At 66.8% G+C, this 22,725-nt stretch carries 18 protein-coding genes and 1 tRNA gene; 7 read left to right on the top strand and 12 right to left on the bottom strand.

Translation table 11 applies throughout. The features are described 5' to 3' along the window. Window positions 1-6: 6 nt before the first annotated feature. Window positions 7-1,251: a GDSL-type esterase/lipase family protein gene (locus tag ACFWHT_RS02455; RefSeq protein WP_378825137.1), complete on the bottom strand. Its 1,245-nt coding sequence runs from the start codon at window positions 1,249-1,251 to the stop codon at window positions 7-9. Between the two features lie 143 nt (window positions 1,252-1,394). On the opposite strand from ACFWHT_RS02455, the gene ACFWHT_RS02450 reads away from it, so the two are divergent. From ACFWHT_RS02450 to ACFWHT_RS02440, 3 genes are all read left to right on the top strand, one after another. Next, the gene (locus tag ACFWHT_RS02450) at window positions 1,395-1,778 is read left to right on the top strand and encodes a RidA family protein (RefSeq protein ID WP_378825135.1); all 384 of its coding nucleotides are present in this window, start codon (window positions 1,395-1,397) and stop codon (window positions 1,776-1,778) included. Between the two features lie 47 nt (window positions 1,779-1,825). Next, window positions 1,826-2,455, top strand: a complete 630-nt coding sequence (locus tag ACFWHT_RS02445; protein WP_378825132.1) for a MurR/RpiR family transcriptional regulator — start codon at window positions 1,826-1,828, stop codon at window positions 2,453-2,455. Between the two features lie 172 nt (window positions 2,456-2,627). Next, window positions 2,628-4,064 carry a serine hydrolase domain-containing protein gene (locus ACFWHT_RS02440; protein ID WP_378825131.1) on the top strand — a complete coding sequence of 479 codons (1,437 nt, stop codon included), beginning with the start codon at window positions 2,628-2,630 and terminating at the stop codon, window positions 4,062-4,064. 35 nt (window positions 4,065-4,099) lie between these two features. Here the strand turns inward: ACFWHT_RS02440 and ACFWHT_RS02435 are convergent, their stop codons facing one another. Further along, window positions 4,100-5,296, bottom strand: coding sequence for an alanine racemase (locus tag ACFWHT_RS02435; protein WP_378825129.1), 1,197 nt, complete (start codon window positions 5,294-5,296; stop codon window positions 4,100-4,102). Window positions 5,297-5,468: 172 nt separating this feature from the next. Between ACFWHT_RS02435 and ACFWHT_RS02430 the strand changes: the two genes are divergently transcribed. Then, complete coding sequence (locus ACFWHT_RS02430) at window positions 5,469-6,293, top strand: M55 family metallopeptidase (RefSeq protein ID WP_378825127.1); 825 nt, start codon at window positions 5,469-5,471, stop codon at window positions 6,291-6,293. A 23-nt stretch (window positions 6,294-6,316) separates the two neighbouring features. Here the strand turns inward: ACFWHT_RS02430 and ACFWHT_RS02425 are convergent, their stop codons facing one another. From ACFWHT_RS02425 to ACFWHT_RS02385, 9 genes are all read right to left on the bottom strand, one after another. Then, window positions 6,317-7,897: an amidohydrolase family protein gene (locus ACFWHT_RS02425; protein WP_378825126.1), complete on the bottom strand. Its 1,581-nt coding sequence runs from the start codon at window positions 7,895-7,897 to the stop codon at window positions 6,317-6,319. Then, complete coding sequence (locus ACFWHT_RS02420) at window positions 7,894-8,703, bottom strand: serine hydrolase (RefSeq protein WP_378825124.1); 810 nt, start codon at window positions 8,701-8,703, stop codon at window positions 7,894-7,896. The genes ACFWHT_RS02425 and ACFWHT_RS02420 overlap by 4 nt, the downstream gene beginning before the upstream one ends. Before the next feature lie 2 nt (window positions 8,704-8,705). After that, a complete protein-coding gene (locus ACFWHT_RS02415; protein WP_378825122.1) occupies window positions 8,706-10,055 on the bottom strand; it encodes a M20/M25/M40 family metallo-hydrolase in 1,350 nt (449 codons plus the stop codon). A 59-nt stretch (window positions 10,056-10,114) separates the two neighbouring features. Next, complete coding sequence (locus ACFWHT_RS02410) at window positions 10,115-11,773, bottom strand: ABC transporter ATP-binding protein (protein ID WP_378825120.1); 1,659 nt, start codon at window positions 11,771-11,773, stop codon at window positions 10,115-10,117. Further along, complete coding sequence (locus ACFWHT_RS02405; RefSeq protein WP_378825117.1) at window positions 11,773-12,711, bottom strand: ABC transporter permease; 939 nt, start codon at window positions 12,709-12,711, stop codon at window positions 11,773-11,775. Before ACFWHT_RS02405 ends, ACFWHT_RS02410 begins: the two co-directional genes overlap by 1 nt. Beyond that, window positions 12,708-13,688, bottom strand: a complete 981-nt coding sequence (locus tag ACFWHT_RS02400) for an ABC transporter permease (protein ID WP_378825115.1) — start codon at window positions 13,686-13,688, stop codon at window positions 12,708-12,710. Before ACFWHT_RS02400 ends, ACFWHT_RS02405 begins: the two co-directional genes overlap by 4 nt. Window positions 13,689-13,943: 255 nt before the next feature. Further along, on the bottom strand, window positions 13,944-15,590 hold the full coding sequence (locus ACFWHT_RS02395) for an ABC transporter substrate-binding protein (protein WP_378825113.1): 1,647 nt from the start codon (window positions 15,588-15,590) through the stop codon (window positions 13,944-13,946). A 363-nt stretch (window positions 15,591-15,953) separates the two neighbouring features. Beyond that, window positions 15,954-17,888 carry a S9 family peptidase gene (locus ACFWHT_RS02390; RefSeq protein ID WP_378825112.1) on the bottom strand — a complete coding sequence of 645 codons (1,935 nt, stop codon included), beginning with the start codon at window positions 17,886-17,888 and terminating at the stop codon, window positions 15,954-15,956. Window positions 17,889-17,913: 25 nt separating this feature from the next. Further along, the gene (locus ACFWHT_RS02385) at window positions 17,914-19,155 is read right to left on the bottom strand and encodes an NAD(P)/FAD-dependent oxidoreductase (protein WP_378825110.1); all 1,242 of its coding nucleotides are present in this window, start codon (window positions 19,153-19,155) and stop codon (window positions 17,914-17,916) included. 215 nt (window positions 19,156-19,370) lie between these two features. Here ACFWHT_RS02385 and ACFWHT_RS02380 point away from each other — a divergent pair, with 215 nt between their 5' ends. The 3 genes from ACFWHT_RS02380 (at window position 19,371) to ACFWHT_RS02370 (ending at window position 22,468) form a co-directional block, all read left to right on the top strand. Next, window positions 19,371-19,814 (top strand): Lrp/AsnC family transcriptional regulator, encoded by a 444-nt coding sequence (locus tag ACFWHT_RS02380; protein WP_378825108.1) that lies wholly within the window; start codon window positions 19,371-19,373, stop codon window positions 19,812-19,814. Between the two features lie 199 nt (window positions 19,815-20,013). Continuing rightward, a complete protein-coding gene (locus ACFWHT_RS02375; RefSeq protein ID WP_378825106.1) occupies window positions 20,014-21,060 on the top strand; it encodes a homoserine dehydrogenase in 1,047 nt (348 codons plus the stop codon). Then, window positions 21,053-22,468 carry an aldehyde dehydrogenase family protein gene (locus ACFWHT_RS02370; RefSeq protein WP_378825104.1) on the top strand — a complete coding sequence of 472 codons (1,416 nt, stop codon included), beginning with the start codon at window positions 21,053-21,055 and terminating at the stop codon, window positions 22,466-22,468. The genes ACFWHT_RS02375 and ACFWHT_RS02370 overlap by 8 nt, the downstream gene beginning before the upstream one ends. Before the next feature lie 127 nt (window positions 22,469-22,595). On the opposite strand, the gene ACFWHT_RS02365 is transcribed toward ACFWHT_RS02370, so the two are convergent. Next, window positions 22,596-22,687, bottom strand: a tRNA-Ser gene (locus tag ACFWHT_RS02365). Between the last annotated feature and the right edge of the window lie 38 nt (window positions 22,688-22,725).

Here is a 22,725-nt window from a genome sequence, read left to right as displayed (position 1 = left end):
GACTGCTCAGTCCTCTCCGTCTCCTTCGGAGGAACGCCCTGCGGTCATGCGGAGGACACGCCCCTCCTCGGCGATCGCGAAGGCCGTCGCCAGCGACGAACCCGCCGATCGCGCGTGCGCGGCGAACCGCTCCCCCATCAATCGGTAGCCGTCGCCGTCGGGATGCAGGTTGTCGTAGAGAAGGTGCGCGTCGTGCTCCGTGAAGAGGTCACGTCCGTCCATGTAGAACAGCCGAGAGTCCGTCACGGATCTGTCGCCAATCGCCTTTTCGGTGAGTGCCCGGATCCTCCGCAGCGTCAGCACCCCGTCGTTCTCGTCGAGAGCTCTCGGCGTGCCGAAGCACAACTCCGTCGTCCCCTCCTCGATCACGACGGTGGGGCCCGGGATGTCCTCATGGATCGGGCAGGCGATCGGCGAGATGAACACGATCGGCGTGAGCGGGTGTCCCTCACGAATCGTGTCGAGGAAACCGTGGATGGCAGGGATCAATGCCCGCGCCCTCATCACGTCGCCGTTCACGATGTTGATCCCGATTTTGAGCGTGATGACGTCGGCAGCGGTGTCGCGGATGCTCCGGGCTGTGAACGGGTCGAGGAGCGCCTGCCCGTTGAATCCGAGGTTGACAACGTCCACTCCGAGCCCTGCGGCCGCGATGGCGGGCCAGGTCCCCCGGGGGCCGTCCGCGTTCGAGCCGTGACTGATCGAGCTGCCGTGATGCAGCCAGGTGATCTCGCCACGTGGACTGGCGGGCAGCAGGGGAGCCGACGCGCGCACGCCGCGGATCTCGACCCAGCTGTTGTGCGGCAGCCAGATCACGACACGACGCTCGGAGCCGCCCGAGGAACCGAGCTGAAGGGAGAAGCGCGAGGCCGCTCCAGGCTCCTCCGTGTGGCTCTTGTCTTCGCGCACCCACAGCCGATGTCCTTCGTCGAGGGCGACTCGATCGGTCTCGACGCCGCCGACCACGGCGACGAAGGTCGACAATCGCTCGGAGCTGTCGGTCCCCTCCGCGAGATTGCGCGTGATCATGACGTCGAATTCGATCACATCGGCGAATGTCATGAAGTCCAGGTGCACGCCCGTCGTCTGGTTCGCCACCCACTCCATCACCGGGGATCCGTACTGTGCGCGCGTCCAGGCGGGCAGCCTTCGGGGAGCGATTCCCTCCCGCGTATGCTCGATCTCGAGAGCGCCGAGCACTGCTCCCTCCACGGTGCCAAGCGGAACGGCGGACAGAGCGTGCGTTGGCATGGTGAGCCCTACTGAATCGGCGCTGAGCAGTGAGTGGTGGTCGATTCGCCTTCGCGAGCGAGCACACTGACCATGTGGGAACAGAAAGAGGATATCAGCCGCCCACGACGGCTACGATTCCCACGAGACGGAAAGAGGAGATCATGAGCAGAGAAGCCCTAGTGGCACCCGGCGCACCGGCCCCGGCAGGACCCTACAGCCAGGCCGTCCTGAGCAACGGGTTCCTCTTCACCGCCGGTGTGCTCCCGCGGGACGCGGCGACCGGAGAGGTCCCCGAGAGCGTGGGCGAGCAGACGCGACTCGTGCTGCACAACATCCAGGAGATCCTGCGGCACGCGGGTGCCGAGCTGCACGATGTGGTCAAGTGCACGGTGCACCTGCAGGATCCCAAGCGAGATGCCGCCGAGTTCAACGCCGTGTACGCCGAGTCCTTCGCGGCCCCGTACCCGGTGCGAACCACCGTCGGCTCCGAACTCAACAACGTCCTCGTCGAAATCGACGTGGTAGCGGCCCTTCCTGCGCGCTGATACTCATGACGACCCCCGTGCCTCCCTCGGGCAGCCACCAGGAACACATGAGCCTCCGCTCGGCCGGTGAGCGATACCGGGCGAGACTCCAGCAGCGCTCGCTCTCCAGCGTGCTGCAGCAGCGAGTGATCGACAAGGAGAGGGAGACCCTCTCCGTCGCGCTCGACCGGGTGCTCGAGGACAACTCCGCGATCGTCCTCGCGGGCATCGTCGTCGCGGCACGCCGCCGGTTCGTGATGGGCAGCGGCAAGTCCTTCGCGTACGCGACGCTTCTCGCGCGCGACCTCTCCGGCGGCCTGGCAGAGGTCTTCCTCGTCGACAACACCGTCATCCGCTCCGTCGAGGTCCTGCGGGAGACGAAGCCGACGGACGTTCTCGTGGCGTTCTCCCTCCGTCGCTATCGACGCGACACGATCGAGCTGTGCGAGCAGTTCATCGCGGCGGGCGGGACCGTCGTCGCCATCACCGATTCGGAGGACTCACCGGTCACCGCGCTGGCGGCGGCGTCCATCGTCGTCCCCACGGACAGTGTGTCCTATGCCGACTCCCCCACCGCCATCGCCGCCATCATCCACCTCGTCACCACGCTGGCCACCGCGAGCGCGAAGGGCGCCAAGCGCCGGCTGGCGGAGCGCGACCGCATCAGCAACGAGCTGGGCATCTACCTGCAGGACTGAGGACGCGGCCGTCTCGCCTCTCACGAACGCACGTGACAACTCACTCAACATACGTTCGAAATACTCGCGCCTGAGTGACAGGCGCCCCGTATTCACTGGGTAACCTAGGATGATACGCGGCGAATCCTCGCTCCATCCGAGGGCAGCCCGAGTACGGACGAAGGGGTACCCCATGACATCACCGCGGTTCTCCGACGATCCGGCAGCACCGGTGCAAGCGATCTTCGACACCTTCCAGCGGCGGGTCGACGACGGGCACACGCCCGCCAGCGCGTTCGTCCTCTTCAGCGCGGAGGGCATCGAGCTCGAGGGAGGGTTCGGCCAGCTCCAGCTGGGCGGCTCCGCACCCCAGGGGCGCACGGCGTTCCGCATTGCGTCCTGCACCAAGAGCTTCACGTGCGCGACCCTCCTCCTGCTGCGCGACCGGGGACTCCTCGATCTGGACACGCCGATCACGGCGTTCGTGCCCGAGTTCACGCCGAACACGCCGCCATCCGATCCGGTCACACCGACGGTCCGGATGCTCATGACGATGTCCGCCGGGCTCCCCACTGACGACCCGTGGGGTGATCGGCAGGAGGCCATGACGCGGGCGGAGCTCGGGGCGCTCCTCCGGGCCGGTGTCCCCACGGTCTCGATCCCCGGCACCGCCTTCGAGTACTCGAACCTCGGCTACGCGCTGCTCGGCCAGGTGATCGCCTCGGTCACCCAGCGGCCCTACATCGAGGTCGTCACGGAGGAACTGCTCCGGCCCCTCCGGCTCGACTCCACCGGGTTCCGCGCCCAGGACGCCGGCAGCGAACTGGCCCTCGGCTACCGACGGAGCGGTGACCGGTGGGTGGAGCTGCCGTTCTCCGATCCTGGCGTCTTCTCCCCCATGGGCGGCCTGTTCTCGACGCCGCACGATCTCGCCCGCTGGGCGGGCTGGCTCGCTTCCGCGTTCTCGCCCGCCGGCGCACAGGACGGGCCGCTCTCTCCGGCAAGCAGACGCGAGATGCAGCAGATACATCGATCGATCGCCGCAGACCCCGACGCACCCGAGACCTCGCACGGAGAGCAGGGATACGGGTTGGGGCTCTTCGTCGAGCGGGATCCCGTCTGGGGCACTCAGGCATACCACTCCGGGGGCTACCCCGGCTTCAGCACGCATATGCGGTGGAGCCACGAGGCGCAGATCGGCGTAGTGGGCTTCGAGAACGCGACGTACTCCGGTGCGAAGGTGCCGGTCGCCGAGGCGCTCGATCTGGCGGTCCGCCACCTCGGCCGCCGAGTCGTCGGCGCGGCACCCTGGCCGGAGACCGTCGCATTGCGGGAGGCGGCCGAATCCCTCGTGGTGGCCTGGGATGACAGCGTCGCCGACAGGATCTTCGCCGACAACGTGGCGCCGGACATCCCCTACGACGAACGTGTGGCGACGATCGCCTCCGCGATCGAGAGCGTGGGCGGCCTGGAGCCCGAGCACACCCGTGACGCTTCCGAGGCGCGGGGCGACTCCCCGGCTCACCTGGTGTGGCATATCCCCGGGCGCAACGGACGACTTCGGTGCGAGATCCGCCTCACGCCGACCACCCCGGCCGCCATCCAGACCTTCATCGTCACGGCGGTGTGACCCGTTCGGCTCCGGTCGCCGGAGCCGAACGGGCATCAGTGGAACAGCGTGTGCACGACGCTCTCGATGCCGTAGTCGTCGTCGACGATGTAGGCGGTGCGCCACTTGTCGAGGGTGGTGCACGGATGCGAGATGCCGAACGCCATGAGGTCGCCGACCCGCACAGGGACGGCGTCCGGGCTCATGCGGATCAGCGCATGCTGATCGTTGAGCCGGGTGACGCTCAGCCCCGTCAGCTCGCTGACGACGCCCTCCCTGCGGATCGCCAGCGGTACGGGCATCCCCTCGTCGTGGGAGACGTCACGCTTGCCGACACCGGCGATGGCCAGTCCCGGCTCGGGCAGCGACAGCACGACTCCCCAGACCTCCATCGCGGGAGTCAGCCGCGGCTTCCCCACCCGGGAGGGCACGTCCCCGTGGGACGCGGCATAGCTTCCGTGATCGTGAGCCAGATAGCATCCGCTGCGAAGCACGACGGTCGCCTCGGATGGCGACAGCGCGCCCCGCACGCGTTCGACCACTGCCGGGTAGAAGCGTGACCCGCCGAAGGTGGCGATGGCGGGAGCGACGACGAGCCCGCGGTCGATCAGTTCCCTGACCGCCACGACACCGGAGTCGAGGTAGTCGTTGATGGCGTCGTCGCGTTCCGTCCCCGACAGCTTTCCGAAGACGCCCTCGTACCCCTCTACGCCGATCAGGTCGAGAACGCGTGTCGCGGATGCCGCTGTCGCCACTTCGATCACCTCATCCACCGTCCTCGCGCCGGAGCGAAGGCCTCGGGCGCCGAGTTCGACCAGCACGGGCAGCGGCGGAAGGTCAGCGGCGACCTCCTCGAGGATGCGCTCGATGAGCGTGATCGCCTCGACCGAATCCACGAGCATGGTGATCTGGAACCCGGGATCGCTGCGCCGCATCTCGCTCATCGCGCGGAGCCCCGCCCGGTCGACGACCTCGTTCGCGATGAGGATGCGGCGCACACCGTGATCGAAGAACGCCGCGGCCTGCGCGACGGTCGCGACTGTCGCAAGCTCCGCTCCGTACTCCTGCTGCATCTGCCACAGCTCCGGGCTGAGGTGCGTCTTGCAGTGCGGCGCGAGGGTGACATCGTTGTCCGCGCAGAAGTCCCGCATCTCCGCGAGATTGTTGGTCAGGGCATCATGCTTGAGGACGAGCACCGGGAACTGCACGGCGCCGTCGAACACATTCTGTGTGGCATGATTCGGATCACTCATGGGTCTCCCTCGATGAAGCCGTCTCCATCGCGTGGAGCAATTTTACGCTGCCTATATTAGCGCGGCCGAGTCGTTGCATGCGGGAAAGACAGCAAAGAGAGCGGCATACGATAGCATTTTTGCAACCTAAACTGACGCAATCGACCGCAGGGTCGAGGAGAAGAGGACTGGCATGCGCGCGATGATCTCGGCTGACATGGAAGGTGCCACCGGCGTCACCTTCCCCCTCGACGTCGAGCCGCGCGGGGACGAGTGGCATCGGTTCCGCAAGCTGTTCACCGCCGATGCCAACGCGGTCGCGCTCGGCCTTCTCGAGGCGGGCGTCGACGACATCGTGATCAACGAGGCACACGCGTCGATGCGCAACATCCTGCTGGAGGAGCTCGACGAGCGGGTGCGTCTGCTGACGGGTCGTCACAAGCCGCTGGGGATGATGCAGGGCATCGAGGAAGCGGATGCCGTGGTCTTCCTCGGCTACCACGCCGGCGCCGGAGAGAAGGGAGTCCTCTCGCACACCTACCTCGGCAACTCCATCCTCGGCGTCTGGCTCGACGGCGAGCCGGCGAGCGAGGGCTACCTCAACGCGGCGCTGGCGAAGGAACACGGCGTGCCGGTCATCATGGTCACGGGCGACGACAAGGCATGTGAAGATGCGCTCCGCTACGCGCCGGACGCCGAACACGTCGCGGTCAAGGAGTACGTGAGCCGGTACACGGCGATCTGCCTTCCGCCGGCGCGGGCCTTCCAGCTGCAGCGAGACGCGGCCGGGCGGGCCGCGGCGCACGCAGGCCGCACCGATCCTCTGACTCGTGCGCACCGCATCGAGGTCGAGTTCGACGCCGTTCAGCTCGCGGACACCACCGCGAACATCCCCACGGTCGAGCAGACCGGCGATCGCCGGATCGCCTTCGATGCCCCGACGATGACGGATGCGATGAAGGCGTTCAAGATCGTCTCGACCGTCGCTGCAGCCGCCCGCGAGGTCTTCTACGACTGAGCCGGGCCTCGCGGTCGTCATCCTCAGGCCGATCGAAGCCGGCGACCCGCACGCCGTCCGGTGAATCCCTGCGTGGAGACCACCTCCACGCCGTTCACGTAGACGGCGTCGACACCGCGGGGACCACGCTCGGGATCCGCGTAGGTCGCACGGTCCTCGATGCCGGCGGGATCGAAGACCACAAGATCCGCGGCGTATCCTTCGGCGATCCGGCCGACGCCCGGAAGCCGGAAGGTCTCCGCCGGCAGCCCCGTCATGCGGTGCACCGCCTGCTCGAGTCCGAGCACTCCGCGCTCCCGCACGTAGCGGCTGAGCACCCGCGGGAAAGTCCCCCACTGCCGCGGATGCGGCTTGCCGGGAAGCCCCGGCGGCAGTCCATCTGAGCCGATGCTGGTGAACTCGTCGCGCATCGCCGCCTCGACGTCGGCCTCGCTCATCGCGAAGCAGATCATGCTCGCGCGCAGGCGCTCCGAGAGCAGGACGTGCACGAGGGCATCTGCCCCGTCCACCCCGAGCTCCCTCGCGGCCTCCTCCAGCGTCTGTCCCTCGAAGCGTCCGTCGTACGTGCTGGCGATGAGGATTCCCGAGTACCCACCGGCCTGCGCCACGTGGTTGTCCCAGTCGTCCATCGCGAGCTCTCTGCGTAGCGTGGCCACGATCTCTGGCCGTTCGAGCGCCGCAAGCAGCTCGTCGTTGGGGAGACCGGCCAGCCGCGCGGGCAGGCAGGAGGCGAGGCTCGTGCTCGACGCGGTGTAAGGGTAGACGTCGAAGCGCACGTCGACCCCGGACGCCCGTGCGTCGCGGGCGAGGGCGAGGGTCAGCGCCACTTCCCCCCAGTGCGCTTTGCCCATCGCCTTGTGGTGAGAGATCTGCACGCGCACGCCGGCATCGCGCCCCACGGTGATGGCCTCCTCGGCGGCGGCGATGCGATCGCCGCTCTCGCTCCGCACGTGGGACGCGTACAGGGCGGGACGGCCGACGAGCGAATGAGCAAGATCCACCAGCTCCACGGTTCCGGCGAAGCGGCCGGGAGGGTAGACCAAGCCGCTTGTGAATCCGACGGCCCCGGCATCCAGAGCGGACTCGAGCATTCGCCGCATCTCCGCCGCCTCCGCGGCGGTCGGTTCCCGGGCTTCGAAACCCATGGCTGCGATGCGCAGCGTGTTGTGCCCGACGAGGGGCGCATAGTTGGTGATGTATCCGGCTCGATCTGTGAGCGCGAGAAAGTCGACGAACGACTCCCCCTGCCACTCCTGCACGGGGAAGAAGCGCTCGAGGTAAGAACTGAGCGCCTCTCCCCGCTTTCTGGATCGGGGCGCGAGACTGAGTCCGCAGTTGCCCACGATCTCCGTCGTCACACCCTGCAGGATCTTCGAGACGTCCGCCTCGGCTCTGAGCGGCGCGTTGTCTGCGTGCGAGTGCGTGTCGATGAACCCCGGGGCGACGACGCGGCCGCCGAGGTCGCGCACCGGAACGCTCCCGTGCGAATCGCTCGCCGGATCGATCGAGACGATCTCCCCGCCGTCGATGGTCACGTCGGCGACATAGCCCTCCGCCCCGGTCCCGTCGATCACCAGGCCTCCGGCGAGCACCGAGCGCGTCATGACACCCCGCCCAGCCAGGCGTCGTGAACGAGTCTGGCCATCCGCGCGATGCACTCCTGCCCCTCGTTCGCAAGACCGTCCCCCGCCTCGTCGGCGTCGGTCATGAACGCCATTGTCACCGTGTCCTTGCCGGCGGTCAGCACCGCGACATCCGTGCAGATGCCGGGAAGCGAACCCGTCTTGTTGGCGATTCTGAGTCGGTCGGGAGCGTAGGCGTCCCATGGGAGGTATCGGGGAATCGTGCCTCGATAGATCTGCTCGGCGGCCACAGCCCGTGTCGCCGCAGCGCCGGGCAGCCGGTCCTCCGCCAGATCGCGGAGGTAGCGTCCGAACGCCGCCGGGGTCGCCCGGCCCATCGACCGCACCGGCGCACCCGACACGTATCCCGCGAACTTGTCCAGGTGGATCCCGTCTCCGATGACCCGGTCGATCACCTGATTGGCACCCTCGACGGTCAACGCGCGCAACAGGATGTTGGTGGCGGTGTTGTCCGACAGGCAGATCATCAGCCAGGCAGCATCCCGCAGAGAGATGTCACGCGGAAGATCAAGATGCTGCAGAATGCCGGAACCGTCCGCGAGGTCGCCCTCATCGATGTGGGCGATGTCGTCCCAGCTCGCCCCGCCCTCGTCAGCGAAGGCGTGGAACGCGGTGAGGAGCGGGAGCTTGCACGCGCTCGCCGTGGGAAAGTACTCGTCCTCGCGCCGGGCGACCGTGGCCCCCGTGCTCAGGTGCGACACGGAGTACCCAACCCGTCCGGCGAAGCCGCTCGCCTCGCGCTCCAGCTCGTCGGCCAGCGCGCCCATCGTCACACCTCCGTCAGGAACTTCTCGAGAATGGTCGCCCCGATCTCGAGCGCGGCGATGGGCATCCGCTCATCCACGCCGTGCATGCCTCCCTCGCGGCGCCCCTCCGGATCACGACCGAGAGGAGCGAAGCCGTACCCCGGGATCCCGAGCTTCGCGAAGGCCTTCGCATCCGTGCCCCCACCGAGCAGGTAGGGCAGCACGACCGCCTCGTCGTCGGCGGCGACGATGGCGTCGGCGATCGCCGAGAACCACTCGGAGTCGAAGGGCGCGGAGATCCCGGGCGCCTCGGCGATGAACTCCCGGGTGACACGCGGTCCGAGGAGATGATCGATCTCCTCGAGCATCTTCTCCTCCGTGCCCGGGATGCTCCGCACGTCGATCTCGGCCTCGGCCACTCCCGGGATGACGTTGACCTTGTAGCCGGCCTGCAGCACGGTCGGATTGAGCGAGCCCCGCGTGGGGACGTCGCTGCGCAGCACGGGCCCGAGGGCCACGAGCGCGGCCTCGACCCCCTCGTCGGTGGAGAGGTCGACGGCGATCCCGAGTTCTGCGGCGGTCTGCTCGATGAAGGCGCGACTGGTCGGGATGAGGGAGATCGGCCACCCGTGGTGCGCGAGACGACCCAGCGCGTCGATCAGATGCGTCACCGCGTTGTCGGCCCATCCTCTCGAGGCATGCCCGGACTCGCCTGTGGCCCGCAGCCGCATGTGCAGCGTTCCTCGTTCCGCCGTGCCGACGGGGTAGAACCAGTGGGTCTTGCCGTCGGCATCCTTCTCGCTCACCGGAGTTCCGCCGCCCTCGCTGATCGCCGCACCCACCCCGGCGAACCACTCGGGGTGCTCGGACACCAGCCACTGAGCACCGAAGGTGCCGCCCGCCTCCTCATCGGCCACGAAGGCGAACACCATGTCGCGCCTCGGACCTGTCCCCTTCTCCTTCCAGCGCAGAAGAGTGCTCAGGGTGCTCGCGACCATGTCCTTCATGTCCATCGCCCCGCGGCCCCAGATGTAGCCGTCCTTGATCACGCCGGCGAACGGATCGACCGACCACTGATCCGCTTCCGCCGGGACGACGTCCGTGTGCCCGTGCACGAGGAACGCGTCCAGGCCCGACTCCCGCCCCGGCACCCGCAGGAGCACGTTCGCGCGACCCGGTGCGGACTCCAGGACGACGGGCTCATACCCCACCGCTGTCAACCGCTCCACGATGTAGTCGGCCACCGCTCGTTCCCCGTTGGGGCCGCCCGGACCGTAGTTGCTGGAGTCGATCGCGATGAGCTGCGAGCAGAGCTCGACGACAGACGGGGAAATCGGGGAGCCCACAGCGATGGGTGAGAGGGCGTCGCTCATAGTCGGTTCTGTACCTTTCCTTCTTCACGGGGCTGCGAAGCTTTGGCAGCCCGCATGTTTCATGACCGGGGTGAGTCCATCGTGGGAACCACCGAGAGGAGTTCCCTGGTGTAGGAGTGCTGCGGGTTGAGCAGCACGTCTTCGACCGCGCCCGACTCGACGAGTCTGCCCTTATGCATCACGATCACCCGGTCGGCGATGTTCCATGCGAGCCCCAGGTCGTGCGTGATCACGAGCGCCCCGAGGCCGAGCTCGCGCTTGAGCTTGAGGAGGAGGGCAAGGATGTCGCCTCGCACGGACGCGTCCAGGGAGGCGACCGGCTCATCCGCCACAAGGAACTGCGGCCCGAGGGCCAGCGCCCCGGCGATCACGACACGTTGGCGCTGGCCGCCCGAGAGCTCCCGCGGAAGGGAGCCGAAGAACCGCTCCGGGGGCGTCAGCTCAGCCTGGGTGAGCGCCTGCGACGCGCGTTCGCGCTCTTCGCCCGGCAAGGAGTGGATGCGGATGCCCTCGGCGACGGATTCGTAGACGGAGTGCTTCGGGTTCAGAGCGTCGCTCGGATCCTGCAGGATCAGCTGGACGTGGCGCCGGTACTCCTTCAGCGCACGCGCCTCCTGCGCCAGGGGCTTTCCCCGGAAGAGCACTTCGCCGCTGTCCGGCGCCTGAAGCCCGAGCAGCGTGTGCGCAAGGGTCGTCTTGCCCGACCCTGACTGGCCGACGAGTGCGGTGATCTCCCCCGCGCGGCATTCCAAGGAGACGTCGTCGACGGCTTTGACCACGCCGTGCCTGCCGTGGAACGCGACATTCACGTTGCGCGCCGAGAGCAGCACCTCGCCGAGCTGCTCTCGCTCATCGGTCGCCACCGCCGCCGGAGCCGTTACCTCACCATGCCGGCTGACCGGGTTGAGACGACTCTCCGGATCCCCGATCAGGGGAAAGGCTGCGGCGAGCGCGCGGGTGTGCGGATGCTGCGGATCGGTCATGACGTCGTGCGCCGCGCCGAGCTCGACCACCTCGCCGGCATACATCACCGCGATCCTGGTGCAGACCTTCGCCAGCACGGAGAGGTCGTGGCTGATCATGACGAGCGAGATGCCGCGCTCGCGGATCAGGTCGGTGAGCACCGTCAGCACCTGGTCCTGCACCACCACGTCGAGTGCGGTCGTCGGCTCGTCGGCGATGATGAGCTGAGGTTCGCAGGCGAGCGCCATCGCGATCATGACCCGCTGCTTCTGCCCCCCGGAGAGCTCGTGCGGGAAGGATCGCAGCATGTGCGGCTGCAGATCGACCTGAGCGAGCAGGTCCGCCGCCCGTCGCTCGCGCAGCGCATCGGTGCCGTACTTGCCCTTGACGTGGATCGCGAGTGCCTCGGTGATCTGCCTGCCCACCCGCTGAACGGGATTCAACGAGTGCATCGCCCCCTGGAACACGATGGCAGCGTCACCCCAGCGCACCACTCGCAGCTCGCCCCAGCTGAGCGTGTTGACGTCCTTCTCTCCGAGGAGGACCTTGCCGCTCACCCGTGCATTGCGGGGAAGCAATCGGAGCACCGACATCGCGAGCGTGGATTTGCCCGAGCCCGATTCGCCGGCGATGCCCAGGCTTCCCCCTTCGGGCAGGACCAGGTTGATGTTCTTGACCGCGGCGACTGCACCCCGGCCCTCTTCCGATTGCGTCTCGTAGACGATCGACACGTCCTCGAAGGTCAGCGACGGCATCAGCGGCCTCTCAGATTCGGGTTGACAATGGACTCGATCGCACGGCCGACCAGGGTGAATGCGAGCACGACGATGACGATCGCGACACCGGGCGGGAACACCATCCACCAGTAGCCCGCGGTGGCGGCGCCACTGCTGAGGGCGGTCTGCAGCATCGCCCCCCACGACGTGTCGCCGCTGCCGATGCCGAGGAAGGACAGCGTCGCCTCGGCATTGATCGCGGAGCCGATGGCGAGGCTCGTGCTGGTGAGCACCAGCGGCATCACCCCAGGAAGCACGTGCTTCCCCAGGATGTGCGTGTGTCCTGCGCCCAGAGCGGTAGCACGCTTGACGTACCCTCTCGTCTCGATCGACAGGGTCTGCGAGCGCACCAGTCGCGCCGTGCCCGCCCACGAGGCCGCCCCGATCGCGATGATGAGTGTCAGCAGCCCTCTCTGCAGCACGCTCGCGAGCACGATGGCGAGGAGGAGGGAGGGGATGACCAGGAAGAAGTCAACGATGCGCATCAGAACGGATGAGCGCCACCCGACGAAGTGACCGGCCAGCAGCCCGAACACCGTGCCGATGAGCACCGACATGACCGTCGCGGCGATCCCGACGGTCAGCGAGACGCGCGCTCCCCACATCAGCATCACGAGCACAGACCTGCCCAGCGGGTCCGTCCCCAGCGGATGCTCCCACGACGGTGGTGCATTGAGGGCGTTGTGCACCTTGGTCGGGTCCAGGAGCGACTCGTTGGCGATCAACGGGGCGGCGACGGCGATGCCGATGAAGACGATGAGGACGATCAGGCCGAACATTCCGGTCCTGCTCCGGCGGAAGTCCGCCCAGAACTCCTGGAACCGCTGCCGCCTGCGGGCTCGGGTCAGTTTCTTCGCGCTGGCAAGGGGACGCTCGGCGGCGCTCTTCGCGTCGGTTGTTCGCTCTGTGATGGTCATGCGGACGTCACCCTCGGATCGATGGCACGGTAGACGAGGTCAGCGGCGAAGTTCATGAGGATGATGATCGAGGAGAACACCACGAACGTTCCTTGCAGTAGAGGGAGGTCAGGACCCGAGAGCGCCTGGAAGGTGAGGAACCCGAGTCCGGGCCAGGAGAAGACCGTCTCCACGGTGACAGCTCCGGCGATGAGACCGCCGATCTGCAGGAAGACGATCGTGATCGTCGGGAGCAGCGCGTTCGGCACCGCGTGCTTGCGACGGACGGCGTCCTCCGTCAGCCCCTTGGCCCGCGCGGTGGTCAGGTAGTCCGACGTCATCTCCTCGATGAGGGATGCCCGCATGATCAACGAGTACTGGGCGTAGCTGACGGCCACCATCGTCGCGACGGGGAGGGCCAGATGTCGTATCAGGTCCCACGCATAGGGGAGTCCGGTGAGATTCGCGCCCGGCGTCACCATTCCCCCCGCAGGGAGGACATGCAGCACGCCCGCGAAGATGAGGAGCAGGATCAGGCCGAACCAGAAGGTGGGCATGGACCAGAAGATGAGGGCGGTGCCGGTGCTCAGGGTGTCGAACCAGCTCCCCCGCCTCCACGCCGCCCGCTGCCCGAACCACAGGCCCAGCGCGATCGCGATCCCAGCGGAGGTGGTGGTCAGCAGAAGGGTCGGGAACAGGTAGTCCATGATGAGGTCGGAGACCGGCGCGCGATACGTGTAAGACTCGCCGAGGTCACCCTGGAACAGGTGCTGCATGTAGATGACGAACTGTGTCCAGAGCGGCTGATCGAGCCCGAACTCCTTTTTGAGCTGTTCGAGTTGCGGCCCGAGGACCGGCCTGCCCCTGGTCAGGCTGGCGACCGGGTCGCCGGGAAGGATCCGAAAGGCGAAGAAGCTCATCAGCACGACCAGGATCAGACTGATCGCCACGCCCACGAACTTGCTTGCGACGTAGCGCAGATAGGTCGATGACCTCATGGAGGTCTCCCCGCCGGCCACGCCGGGAGCTTCGGTCATCTGGATGAGTTCGGTTTCCGACATCGCGCTATCCCGTGACCCTTCCCGGCACCCGTCGGGCCCGACTGCTCTTGACTCTCCGCATCGCCACAACCTCCGTTAGCTTGGTCGAATCAGCAACCTTCATCGAGGGCGCCGTGTTCCGTGCTCTGCCCGCCCGGCCGTTCGTTCCCCCGGCACGAAGCCGAGGGAACGAGCGGTCAGTCGGGCGATTTCCTACTCGCGGTCCGCCGCTGTCTTCCGACGGCGGACGACCATGACGGCCACGCCGCCCGCGACGATCACCAGTGCGACGATCACGACGATCCACGCCCAGCTCATTCCGCCCTCTGCGGGGGAGGCGGGCGAGGCCCCGTCTTCCTGGCCCACCAGCGTGAGGTCGTGGAAGTCCTGGTAGGCGGTGAAATCGTTCTGGATCTTGGTTACGTGGGCGATCCGGTCCGTACGGTACGCCTGCAGAGCAGCCGGGTAGTAGAGGACGGCGACCACGGCCGCTTCGTAGTGGATGGTCAGCGCATCCTGCACCAGCTTCGTGCGCGTGTCCTGGTCGAGTTCAACGTGCTGCTTCTTGTACAGCTCATCGAACTCGGGGTCGCACCAGTTGTCGGCGCTACCGTTGCCGGCGCCGTCCGCGGCCGGAGCCCTCGTACCGCACGTGTTGATGTACAGCATGTAGTCGGGGTCGATCGGGTTACCCCAGCCGTTGAGGGTGAGGTCGTAATTGCCCGTGTGCCGCCCCTGGTCGCGCTGGTCGATGCTCTGCGGCATCAGCGTGACCTTGATGCCGATCTCCTTCAGCCACGGCTCGATGAACGAGGCGATCTGCGGTTCGGCTGCGCCGGAACCGTCGAAGGTCAGTCGCAGGTTGATCGGGTCGCCGTTCTTGTCCACTCGGTAGCCATCGGCGCCCTTCGTGTACCCGGCGCTGTCGAGCGCTTCGTTGGCGGCATCCGGCGAGTACGGGTCGACGATGTCCTCGTAGTCGCTGTAGTACGGCTTCGTCGGCGGGCCCAGGATCTCCGGTCCCGTCCATCCGTGCCCACCGAGCACCTTGTCGACCAACTGCTGCGTGTCGATGGCCTGGCGGATGGCCTTGCGCACCACCACGTCGTGAAGAACTTCAGCTCCGTCGCCCATCGGCGTTCCATCGAGAGTCGTCGATCCCACGTTCATGGAAAGGCCGAGGTAGCGCCCTCCTCCGGTTTCGACGGGCTCGATGTTCTCCGCACCGGTCAGTGAGTCGAACTGCGAGGCGGTGAGCCTGTTGGACCAGTCGATCTCTCCAGCCTTCAGGGCCAGGACCTCTGCGTCCTTGTTCTTGTAGCTGATGACCTCGATGCCGTCCAGCTTGGGAACTCCGCGCCAGTTGAGCGGGTTGGCCTTCATGTGCGCCGACACCCCACGGGAGTATGAGCTCATGACGAAGGGGCCCGATCCCACGACGTTCTCGATGTTCTCGTAGGTCTCCGGGCTCTCCATGTCGGCCCAGATGTGCTTCGGGGTGATGTAGAGCTTTCCGGGGTTGATCGCCTGAGGGGTTTCCGTGACGATCTCGACGGTGTCCTCGTCTATCGCAGTGACGGAGGCGACATTGTCAGCCAAGTTGCCATTGGCGATGGCGAGCTTGGGGTTGGTCATGATGGTGTTGTAGTTCCAGGCGACGTCCTCGGCCGTCAGGTCTTCACCATCCGACCACTTCAGGTCGGGGCGAAGCTCGTACGTCCAGGTGTTGCCGTCGACGGTCCACTTCTCCGCCAGGCCGGGGCCGTCTGCACCATCGGGAGCAGTCGGCATCACCAGCGATTCGTACTGGATCTGCGCCAGGTCGAAAGAAGCCTGGTTGAGCATCGTGAAGGGGTTCATCGTGTCGATGACGCCTCCACCTCCGACGGGGATACGTAGGATATTGTCCGAACTCTCCTGCGCCTGCGCAGAGACTCCGGCGGATGCACCTCCGCTGCAGAGTGCCACCACCAGCCCTGCACTTACTAGGGGAACAAGGCGTTTTGTGATTCGCATGAAATCTCCACTTCTACGGTGAACGGGATTTGAGCGTCGTCGCTTGAGCGCAAGCTTAGACTGCATATCTCTGTCGTGAGAGGTCCGCATGTCGAGACAGGACTGATGACTTCTCGACGGTGCACATTGCCACGACTCTTGGTCGGAACGGTATGGATGGATGGTGGATTCACACCGATGTCGACGGTGCTCGGGAACGGACGATCGTCATAGGCTCACGAATTCGTCCAGCCACGCGACGAGTCGTCGACCGTAGTCGACGCGGTGCGACGGCCGACCGGTGACCACGAACAGGTGCGAAGCGCCCGGGTAGACGACCATCTCGGTGGCCACCCCCTGCGTGCGCAACGAGACGAACCACCGCTCCGCCTGATCCATCGGGCAGCGTTTGTCCGCCTCGCCGTGGAGGATGAGCGTAGGGGTCGTCACGGCGCCGACCGAGAGGTAGGGCGATTGCGCCTTGAGTGTCTCCTGGTCCCCCCAGGGCGTGGCGTCGAGCTCGCAGAGGATCTCAGGTCCGCCCTCGTCCGAGGAGGTCACGCCCATCGTGTCGCAGATCAGGCCTCCGGCGATCGCCGCCGCGAAGCGATCCGTGTGCGACGTCAACCAGCAGGTCGAGTATCCGCCGTAGCTGTATCCAGCCACCGCAAGCCGCTGGGGGTCGACGATCCCCTCGGCGACCAGCGCGTCGATGGGCTCGAGGAAGTCTGCCTCGTCGCCGTGGCCCCATGCCCCGACGTTGCCGTTGAAGAACGCCTCGCCGTACCCGTCGCTGCCCACCGGATTGACGGTGAGGATGGTCCACCCCCGAGCAGCCAGCACCTGCTGGTAATAGTGAGATTGATCGAACGCCCCGTTCCAGGCGTTGTGCGGCCCACCGTGGATGTCGAGCAGCAGTGGACCCCGGTCGGGAGCGGACGGATGCCGGGTGACCCATCCGTGTACGGTCCGGCCGTTGCGGAGTGTGAACGCACGCTCTTGCGGCTCGATGAGCCGGATCTCGGCAGCGATGCCGGCGTTCTCTGTACTGCGTGCCAGTTCCTCACCGGTCGACACGTCGACGACGAGGACGACTCCGGGCGAGGTCGGCGTCACGCAGACGATCGCGACCCGGTCGCCGGCGACCGACATCCCGGCGATCACCTCCGTCGCGGATCCCCTCACATGCCGCACAACTCCTGCCTGGGAGATCGAGAACAGCTGCGTCGCACCGCCGTCCCGCGCGCAGAAGTAGATGATGTCCCCGTCGCCCTCCCAGGGCATCGCACCGGGATAGCCGGGAGAGCCGAGGACGAGGTTGCGGTCGAAGGTGGCCGTCAGGTTGTCGACTTCACGGCCGTCGCCATCCACTCGCAGCAGGTACTGAGGACCGGCGCCGGGATACTCACGCCCGACCACGATCATGCCGTCGCTTGATCGCGTCCACCACGCGGCCAGAGCGGCACCGTCCTTCAGCGCCAGGAGTTCGGGCGCGGCGGGCTCCGCGGCGCGTGCATCCAGTCGATATACGCCGCTGGTGGCCAAGCGATCGGCATCCGGTTGTCCGCCGCCGACGGTCAGGAGGGACTCTCCGTCGGGATGCCAGGAGACGCGCCTGGTGTTCCATTCGACTTCGGTGAGCGCACGGCATTCGAGGGTCGCGACGTCCAGGACGTGGACCTGCGAGCGTGCCATGCTCATCTCGCTGCCGTCGTTCTTGTACCCGAGGGTGCGCACGACGATCGGCGACGCGGTGTCACGCGAGTCGCCCGCCGGGTGCACCGGAGCGTTGAAGGCGATCCGCCCGCCATCCGGACTCCACACGGGAGTTCCGGCACCGTGAGGCAGTCGCGTCACGGCGACCGGCTCCCCGACGTCAGACATCCGCAGGATGTGGATCTGAGGAACGCCGTCGACCTCTCGGAGGAACGCGAGAAGCTCACCGTCGGGCGACCAGCGCGGAGACACATCCGTCGTGCCGTCCGTCAACGCCGACGATCGATTGCGGGAGACGTCCAGCATCCGCAGGGCGTGCTCGTGCTCGTCGGTGCGGGTGTTGACCGTGCGCACCGAGTAGACGACTCGCTGCCCGTCCGGTGACAGGACCGGATCAGAGGGGAGTTCGAAGAGGTCGAGGTCGTCGAGGGCGGGAGCACGCTTCATCAAGTGTCCTTACGTCGGTGCGGGGCTAGCGGAGCGGGTCGAACATCGGCATCAGGGGGTCCACCGGTCCGCCGGTGATCGCGGAGGCGAGGTAACGTCCGGTCAGCGGCCCGAGCGTGACGCCCCACATTCCGTGGCCTCCCGCGACGAAGACGCGCGGCGACCTGGTGGGGCCGATCAGCGGTAGGCCGTCGGGAGTGCAGGGGCGGGCTCCGAACCACTCCTCCCTGCGGTCCTCCCAGTCGATGCCGGTGAGCATCGGGCGGACAGCGCTGACGACGGAGGCGATGCGGCGGCGATCGAACGGTCGCTCGACCGAGCTCAATTCCATCACGCCGCTGATCCGGAATCGATCTCCCAGTGGAGTGCAGGCGACGTGCTGGCCGGGGAGGTCGATGGGGTGGGTGGGCATGATCTCGGGGACGACGCTGAAGCTGTAGCCCTTCCCGGGCTGCACCGGCTGGCGGACGCCGAACGGCCGCGCCAGCTCGCCGAGCCAAGTGCCATTCGCGATCACCACCGCATCCGCCGCCAGCGATTTCTCACCGGCACTCCGCACCTCTACGCCGCGCGCCCCGTCGCGGATCTCCGTGACGTCGAAGTCGCCGATGATCTCGCCACCACGTCCGCGGACGGCGCGGGCGAGAGAGTCCACGAATCGTGGCGGATCGATGTAGCGCTGTCCGTGCAGTCGGAGGCCGGTCGTGACCCGATCGCTGAGCACCGGTTCGATCGCTCGCAACTCGTCCCCATCGACGACGTCGTAGTCGGCTTCGCCGCCAGCCTTCACGACCGCGTCCAACGCCCGTGCCAGAGTGTCCCTCGCCCTGTCGGAGACGAAACCGTTGAGCAGCGGCTCGGCGACATGCGTGGGTTCGTCGACCGCGTCATCGGTGAGCTCGTCGAACGCGTCCATGCTCACCCGATTCATCTCGGTGAACACGGCCATCGCCGACCTCCAGGCCGAGGGCGCCGAGTGGATCGTGAATCCGGCGAGGAATCGGATGAGTCGCGGGTCGAAGAGTCTCGGGATGCTCAGGGCCGCTTCGCGCCGGAACATCGCGCTGGCTCCGTACCGGAGCATGGCGGGCTCAGGTAGCGGGACGGTCAGCGCGGGTGCCAGCCATCCGGCGTTGCCCCAGGACGCACCAGCCGCGACTCCGATTCGGTCGACGACGGTGACCTCCACTCCGCGTTCCTGGAGGAAATAGGCGGTCGAGAGACCGACGATCCCCGCTCCGACGATGGCGACTCGCTCTGGCTCCACAAGTTGAGGCTAGCGTAATATATGCGACGTATCCTCAAGGTGTACATGAGAAGGACGCGCGCCGAATGCCCAAACCTGCCGAGAAATCAAGCGATGATTTACTCACTCCACTCAGGATTCGTGTCAAGATACGTCTGTGAGCACGTTCTGAACCCGAGTTCCGATGGACCGGCATCCTTCTGTCCGCTACGACCAGGAGAGGCACCAGTAGAACCATGCGTGAGCTCGACGCGATCAATCGCCAGATCCTCTCGGAGCTCCGCGCCGACGCGCGGGTGAGCCTGGCCCGGCTCGGTGCGATGGTCCATCTCTCCCGCAATGCCGTGAGTCAGCGGATCAGGCGCCTCGAACGGGATGAGCACATCCTGGGGTACACGATCTCCGAGCGGCACCCCGGTGAACAGCCTCGTGTCAGCGCGACGCTGCTCATCGACCGTCATGACCGCGTGCGCGGTGTCGACGTCATCACCGCCATCGACGCGATTCCAGAAGTCGTCCTGAGTGACGTGGTCACGGGAGAACTCGATCTCATCGTGCGGGTCGAGGCCGCGGATCCCGAACGTCTACGCGAGGTCTGGACGATGATCGCGGCCCTCCCCGGGGTGCGGAACATCACCACGGCGATGTCGTTGCGCACGACGACGAACCGCAGGTTCTGATCCCAGGATCTTCCTGACGAGGGTCGGACGCCGGCGGTGCGAGAGGCGGAGTGTGTGGCTCCTCCGCGGACCGTTCGGCAGCGCGCACCCCGAGACACCGCCGAATCGGCATGCTCCTCGGTCGTTTCGGCCGTAGGGGGCGGTACAGCCGCGGAGTGATAGTGGGAGCATCATCCCGCTCACGAAGGAGTATGCAGAGATGCGCACGTACAACCTGGCACTCATCGGCTTCGGCGGCGTCAACCGTGCTCTCGCCCAGCTCATCGTCGAGGATCCGGCCCGCTTCGCGCCCCTGGGCTTCGGGCTCAAGGTCGTCGCGATCACCGATCTGCTGATGGGATCGCTCGTTCAGAGCGAAGGCATTGACCTGGGGACAGTGCTGTCCTTGCCCCGCGGCACGACGTTCGCGTCGTTCGCCGGTGGGTCCGCGACCGCCGACAATGAGCGCGTCATCCGGGACAGCCCCGCAGACGTCGTCGTCGAGGCTACGTTCACGGACCGGATCGACGGCGAGCCGGCAGCGTCTCACGTGCGTTGGGCATTGGAATCAGGAAAGAGCGTGACGACGACGAACAAGGGTCCGGTCGCGTTCCACGGCGAGGCGCTCACGAGGCTCGCCGCGGACAACGGCGCCCTGTTCGCTTACGAAGGGACCGTGCTCAGCGGGACCCCGGTGCTCGGGCTCGCACGCGATCAGCTCGTCGGCCTGTCGATCCGCGGCTTCCAGGGGGTGTTGAACGGCACCTCGAACTACGTGATCGGCCGCATGGAGGCCGGGCTCTCGCTGGAGAGCTCTGTCGCGGAAGCGCAGGCCGAAGGCTACGCGGAGGCCGATCCGACTGCAGACATCGGCGGATCCGATGTGCAGCTGAAGGTGGCGATCCTCGCGAACGAACTGCTCAGCGCCGGCATCTCGCCCGCCGATGTCGACACGACCGGGATCAGCGGCCTCACGGCGGACGACATCGTCGACGCCGCACGCGAGGGGAAACGCTACAAGCTCATCGGCTCCGCCCGTCGGACAGAGGACGGCCGGGTCGTCGCGGATGTCGTTCCGCAGGCGGTCGGGGCTGACCACCCGCTGGCCCATGTCCCCGGCGCAACCAACGCCGTCTCGTTCGAGACCGACCTGCTGGGAACGGTCACGATCACCGGCCCCGGAGCCGGTCGCATCGAGACGGCCTTCGCGCTGATCACCGACATCATCGCCATCCACTCACACGAGAAGGAGAAAATCGATGCCTGACGTACTCGCCGCCCCCACGCACGACGACCTGGTGGTCGTCGACAAGTTCACCGGCGCGGAGATCGCCACTCTCCCCTCGTTCACGGTCGAACAGGCCCTGGACGCGCTGGACGTCACCCAGTCGGCCACAGCGACCGCGGCCGCGCTCCCGCGTCACCGGCGTGCAACGATCCTGGAAGGCGCTGCGGCACTGCTGCGCGAGCGCTCGGAGAGCGTGTCGCAGCTCATCGTCTCGGAAGCAGGGAAGACCATCCGCCAGGCACGGAAAGAGGTCTCCCGCGCGGTCAACACGCTTCTCCTCTCCGCGGCGGAGGCGCGACGCAACGCCGGCGAGGTCATTCCCTTCGACTCCTTTCCCGGTGACGAGAACCGTCTGGGGTGGTACTCACGTGAGCCGCTCGGCCTGATCGTCGCCATAACCCCTTACAACGACGCGCTGAACCTCGTGGCACACAAGCTCGGTCCGGCTCTCGCTGGCGGCAACGCGGTGCTGTTGAAGCCCGCGCAGCAGACTCCCCTCACCGCGCAGCTCCTCGTCGATCTGCTCTACGAGTCGGGGCTCCCCGAGAACGTCGTCACGGTCGTGCGAGGAAACCGGCACGTGGCGCAGGCCCTGGTTCGGGCGAGGAATGTGCGCATGGTCTCGTTCACAGGCGGTTTCGCTACCGGTCAGGCCATCGCCGCCTCCGCCGGCATCAAGAAGCTCGCCATGGAACTCGGCGGCAACGCGCCCGTCCTCGTGTTCGAGGACGCTGATCTCGACCTCGCCATCGAGGCTGCGGTCTCGGGTTCCTTCTGGGCGGCGGGGCAGAACTGCATCGGCGCGCAACGCATCCTCGTGCAGCGATCCGTCTTCCCCGCCTTCCTGAAGGAGTTCGTCGCCGCGGCCGACAGTCTCCTCTCGGGGAATCCCCGACTCGACGCCACGGACGTCGGCCCGATGATCAGCGCGCAGGCGGCGGAGACCGCGTGCGCGAAAATCCAGGAAGCCGTCGCTGACGGAGCCACGCTGCTCACGGGCGGAGAGCGGAACGGCTCGGTGCTGACTCCCGCGGTCCTGACGGGCGTTCCGCGCACGTGCCGCCTCTGGCACGAGGAGGTCTTCGCCCCGATCGTCATCGTGGAGCCGTTCGACGATGAACGATCCGCGATCTTCGCCGCCAACGACAGCGACTACGCCCTGCAGGCCGGCGTCTTCACCAGCGACCTGAATCGCGCACTCCGGGTCGCAGACGCCATCGACGCCGGCGGTGTGATGATCAACGACTCGTCCGACTACCGACTCGACTCCATGCCGTTCGGCGGGAGCAAATACGGTTCGATGGGGCGCGAAGGCGTGCGATTCGCCTACGAGGAGATGACCCAGCCGAAGGTCGTGGCGATTTCACGATCGAGCACGAGGCAGTGATACACCTGGACCAGCCTCGCGCTCGGGATGACACGCAGAAAGCCGATCCGACAGCCAAGCCTGTGCCGACAGCCGGTTACCGGACAGCAAGACGGGAAAGGAAAATCATCTCTGACCAGCAGAAAAATGGCGGAGACGGAGGGATTTGAACCCTCGGTCCCCTTGCGAGGACTCCACCTTAGCAGGGTGGTGCACTAGGCCTGACTATGCGACGTCTCCAGGCATCCGGCACGAGGACGGATGCGCGTAGCAAGCAT

Origin of the sequence: Microbacterium sp. NPDC058342, assembly GCF_042723935.1 — a bacterium.
Lineage (GTDB): Bacteria > Actinomycetota > Actinomycetes > Actinomycetales > Microbacteriaceae > Microbacterium.
Note: the sequence above shows the minus strand (reverse complement) of the source record. Positions and strands in the feature narration are given on the sequence as shown.

What these genes read in the sequence shown, in the direction of transcription:
- ACFWHT_RS02455 (WP_378825137.1), bottom strand. Translation starts at nt 1,251, where the DNA reads ATGCCAACGCACGCTCTGTCCGCCGTTCCGCTTGGCACCGTGGAGGGA.
- ACFWHT_RS02450 (WP_378825135.1), top strand. Translation starts at nt 1,395, where the DNA reads ATGAGCAGAGAAGCCCTAGTGGCACCCGGCGCACCGGCCCCGGCAGGA.
- ACFWHT_RS02445 (WP_378825132.1), top strand. Translation starts at nt 1,826, where the DNA reads ATGAGCCTCCGCTCGGCCGGTGAGCGATACCGGGCGAGACTCCAGCAG.
- ACFWHT_RS02440 (WP_378825131.1), top strand. Translation starts at nt 2,628, where the DNA reads ATGACATCACCGCGGTTCTCCGACGATCCGGCAGCACCGGTGCAAGCG.
- ACFWHT_RS02435 (WP_378825129.1), bottom strand. Translation starts at nt 5,296, where the DNA reads ATGAGTGATCCGAATCATGCCACACAGAATGTGTTCGACGGCGCCGTG.
- ACFWHT_RS02430 (WP_378825127.1), top strand. Translation starts at nt 5,469, where the DNA reads ATGCGCGCGATGATCTCGGCTGACATGGAAGGTGCCACCGGCGTCACC.
- ACFWHT_RS02425 (WP_378825126.1), bottom strand. Translation starts at nt 7,897, where the DNA reads ATGACGCGCTCGGTGCTCGCCGGAGGCCTGGTGATCGACGGGACCGGG.
- ACFWHT_RS02420 (WP_378825124.1), bottom strand. Translation starts at nt 8,703, where the DNA reads ATGGGCGCGCTGGCCGACGAGCTGGAGCGCGAGGCGAGCGGCTTCGCC.
- ACFWHT_RS02415 (WP_378825122.1), bottom strand. Translation starts at nt 10,055, where the DNA reads ATGAGCGACGCCCTCTCACCCATCGCTGTGGGCTCCCCGATTTCCCCG.
- ACFWHT_RS02410 (WP_378825120.1), bottom strand. Translation starts at nt 11,773, where the DNA reads ATGCCGTCGCTGACCTTCGAGGACGTGTCGATCGTCTACGAGACGCAA.
- ACFWHT_RS02405 (WP_378825117.1), bottom strand. Translation starts at nt 12,711, where the DNA reads ATGACCATCACAGAGCGAACAACCGACGCGAAGAGCGCCGCCGAGCGT.
- ACFWHT_RS02400 (WP_378825115.1), bottom strand. Translation starts at nt 13,688, where the DNA reads ATGAGGTCATCGACCTATCTGCGCTACGTCGCAAGCAAGTTCGTGGGC.
- ACFWHT_RS02395 (WP_378825113.1), bottom strand. Translation starts at nt 15,590, where the DNA reads ATGAACCCCTTCACGATGCTCAACCAGGCTTCTTTCGACCTGGCGCAG.
- ACFWHT_RS02390 (WP_378825112.1), bottom strand. Translation starts at nt 17,888, where the DNA reads ATGAAGCGTGCTCCCGCCCTCGACGACCTCGACCTCTTCGAACTCCCC.
- ACFWHT_RS02380 (WP_378825108.1), top strand. Translation starts at nt 19,371, where the DNA reads ATGCGTGAGCTCGACGCGATCAATCGCCAGATCCTCTCGGAGCTCCGC.
- ACFWHT_RS02375 (WP_378825106.1), top strand. Translation starts at nt 20,014, where the DNA reads ATGCGCACGTACAACCTGGCACTCATCGGCTTCGGCGGCGTCAACCGT.
- ACFWHT_RS02370 (WP_378825104.1), top strand. Translation starts at nt 21,053, where the DNA reads ATGCCTGACGTACTCGCCGCCCCCACGCACGACGACCTGGTGGTCGTC.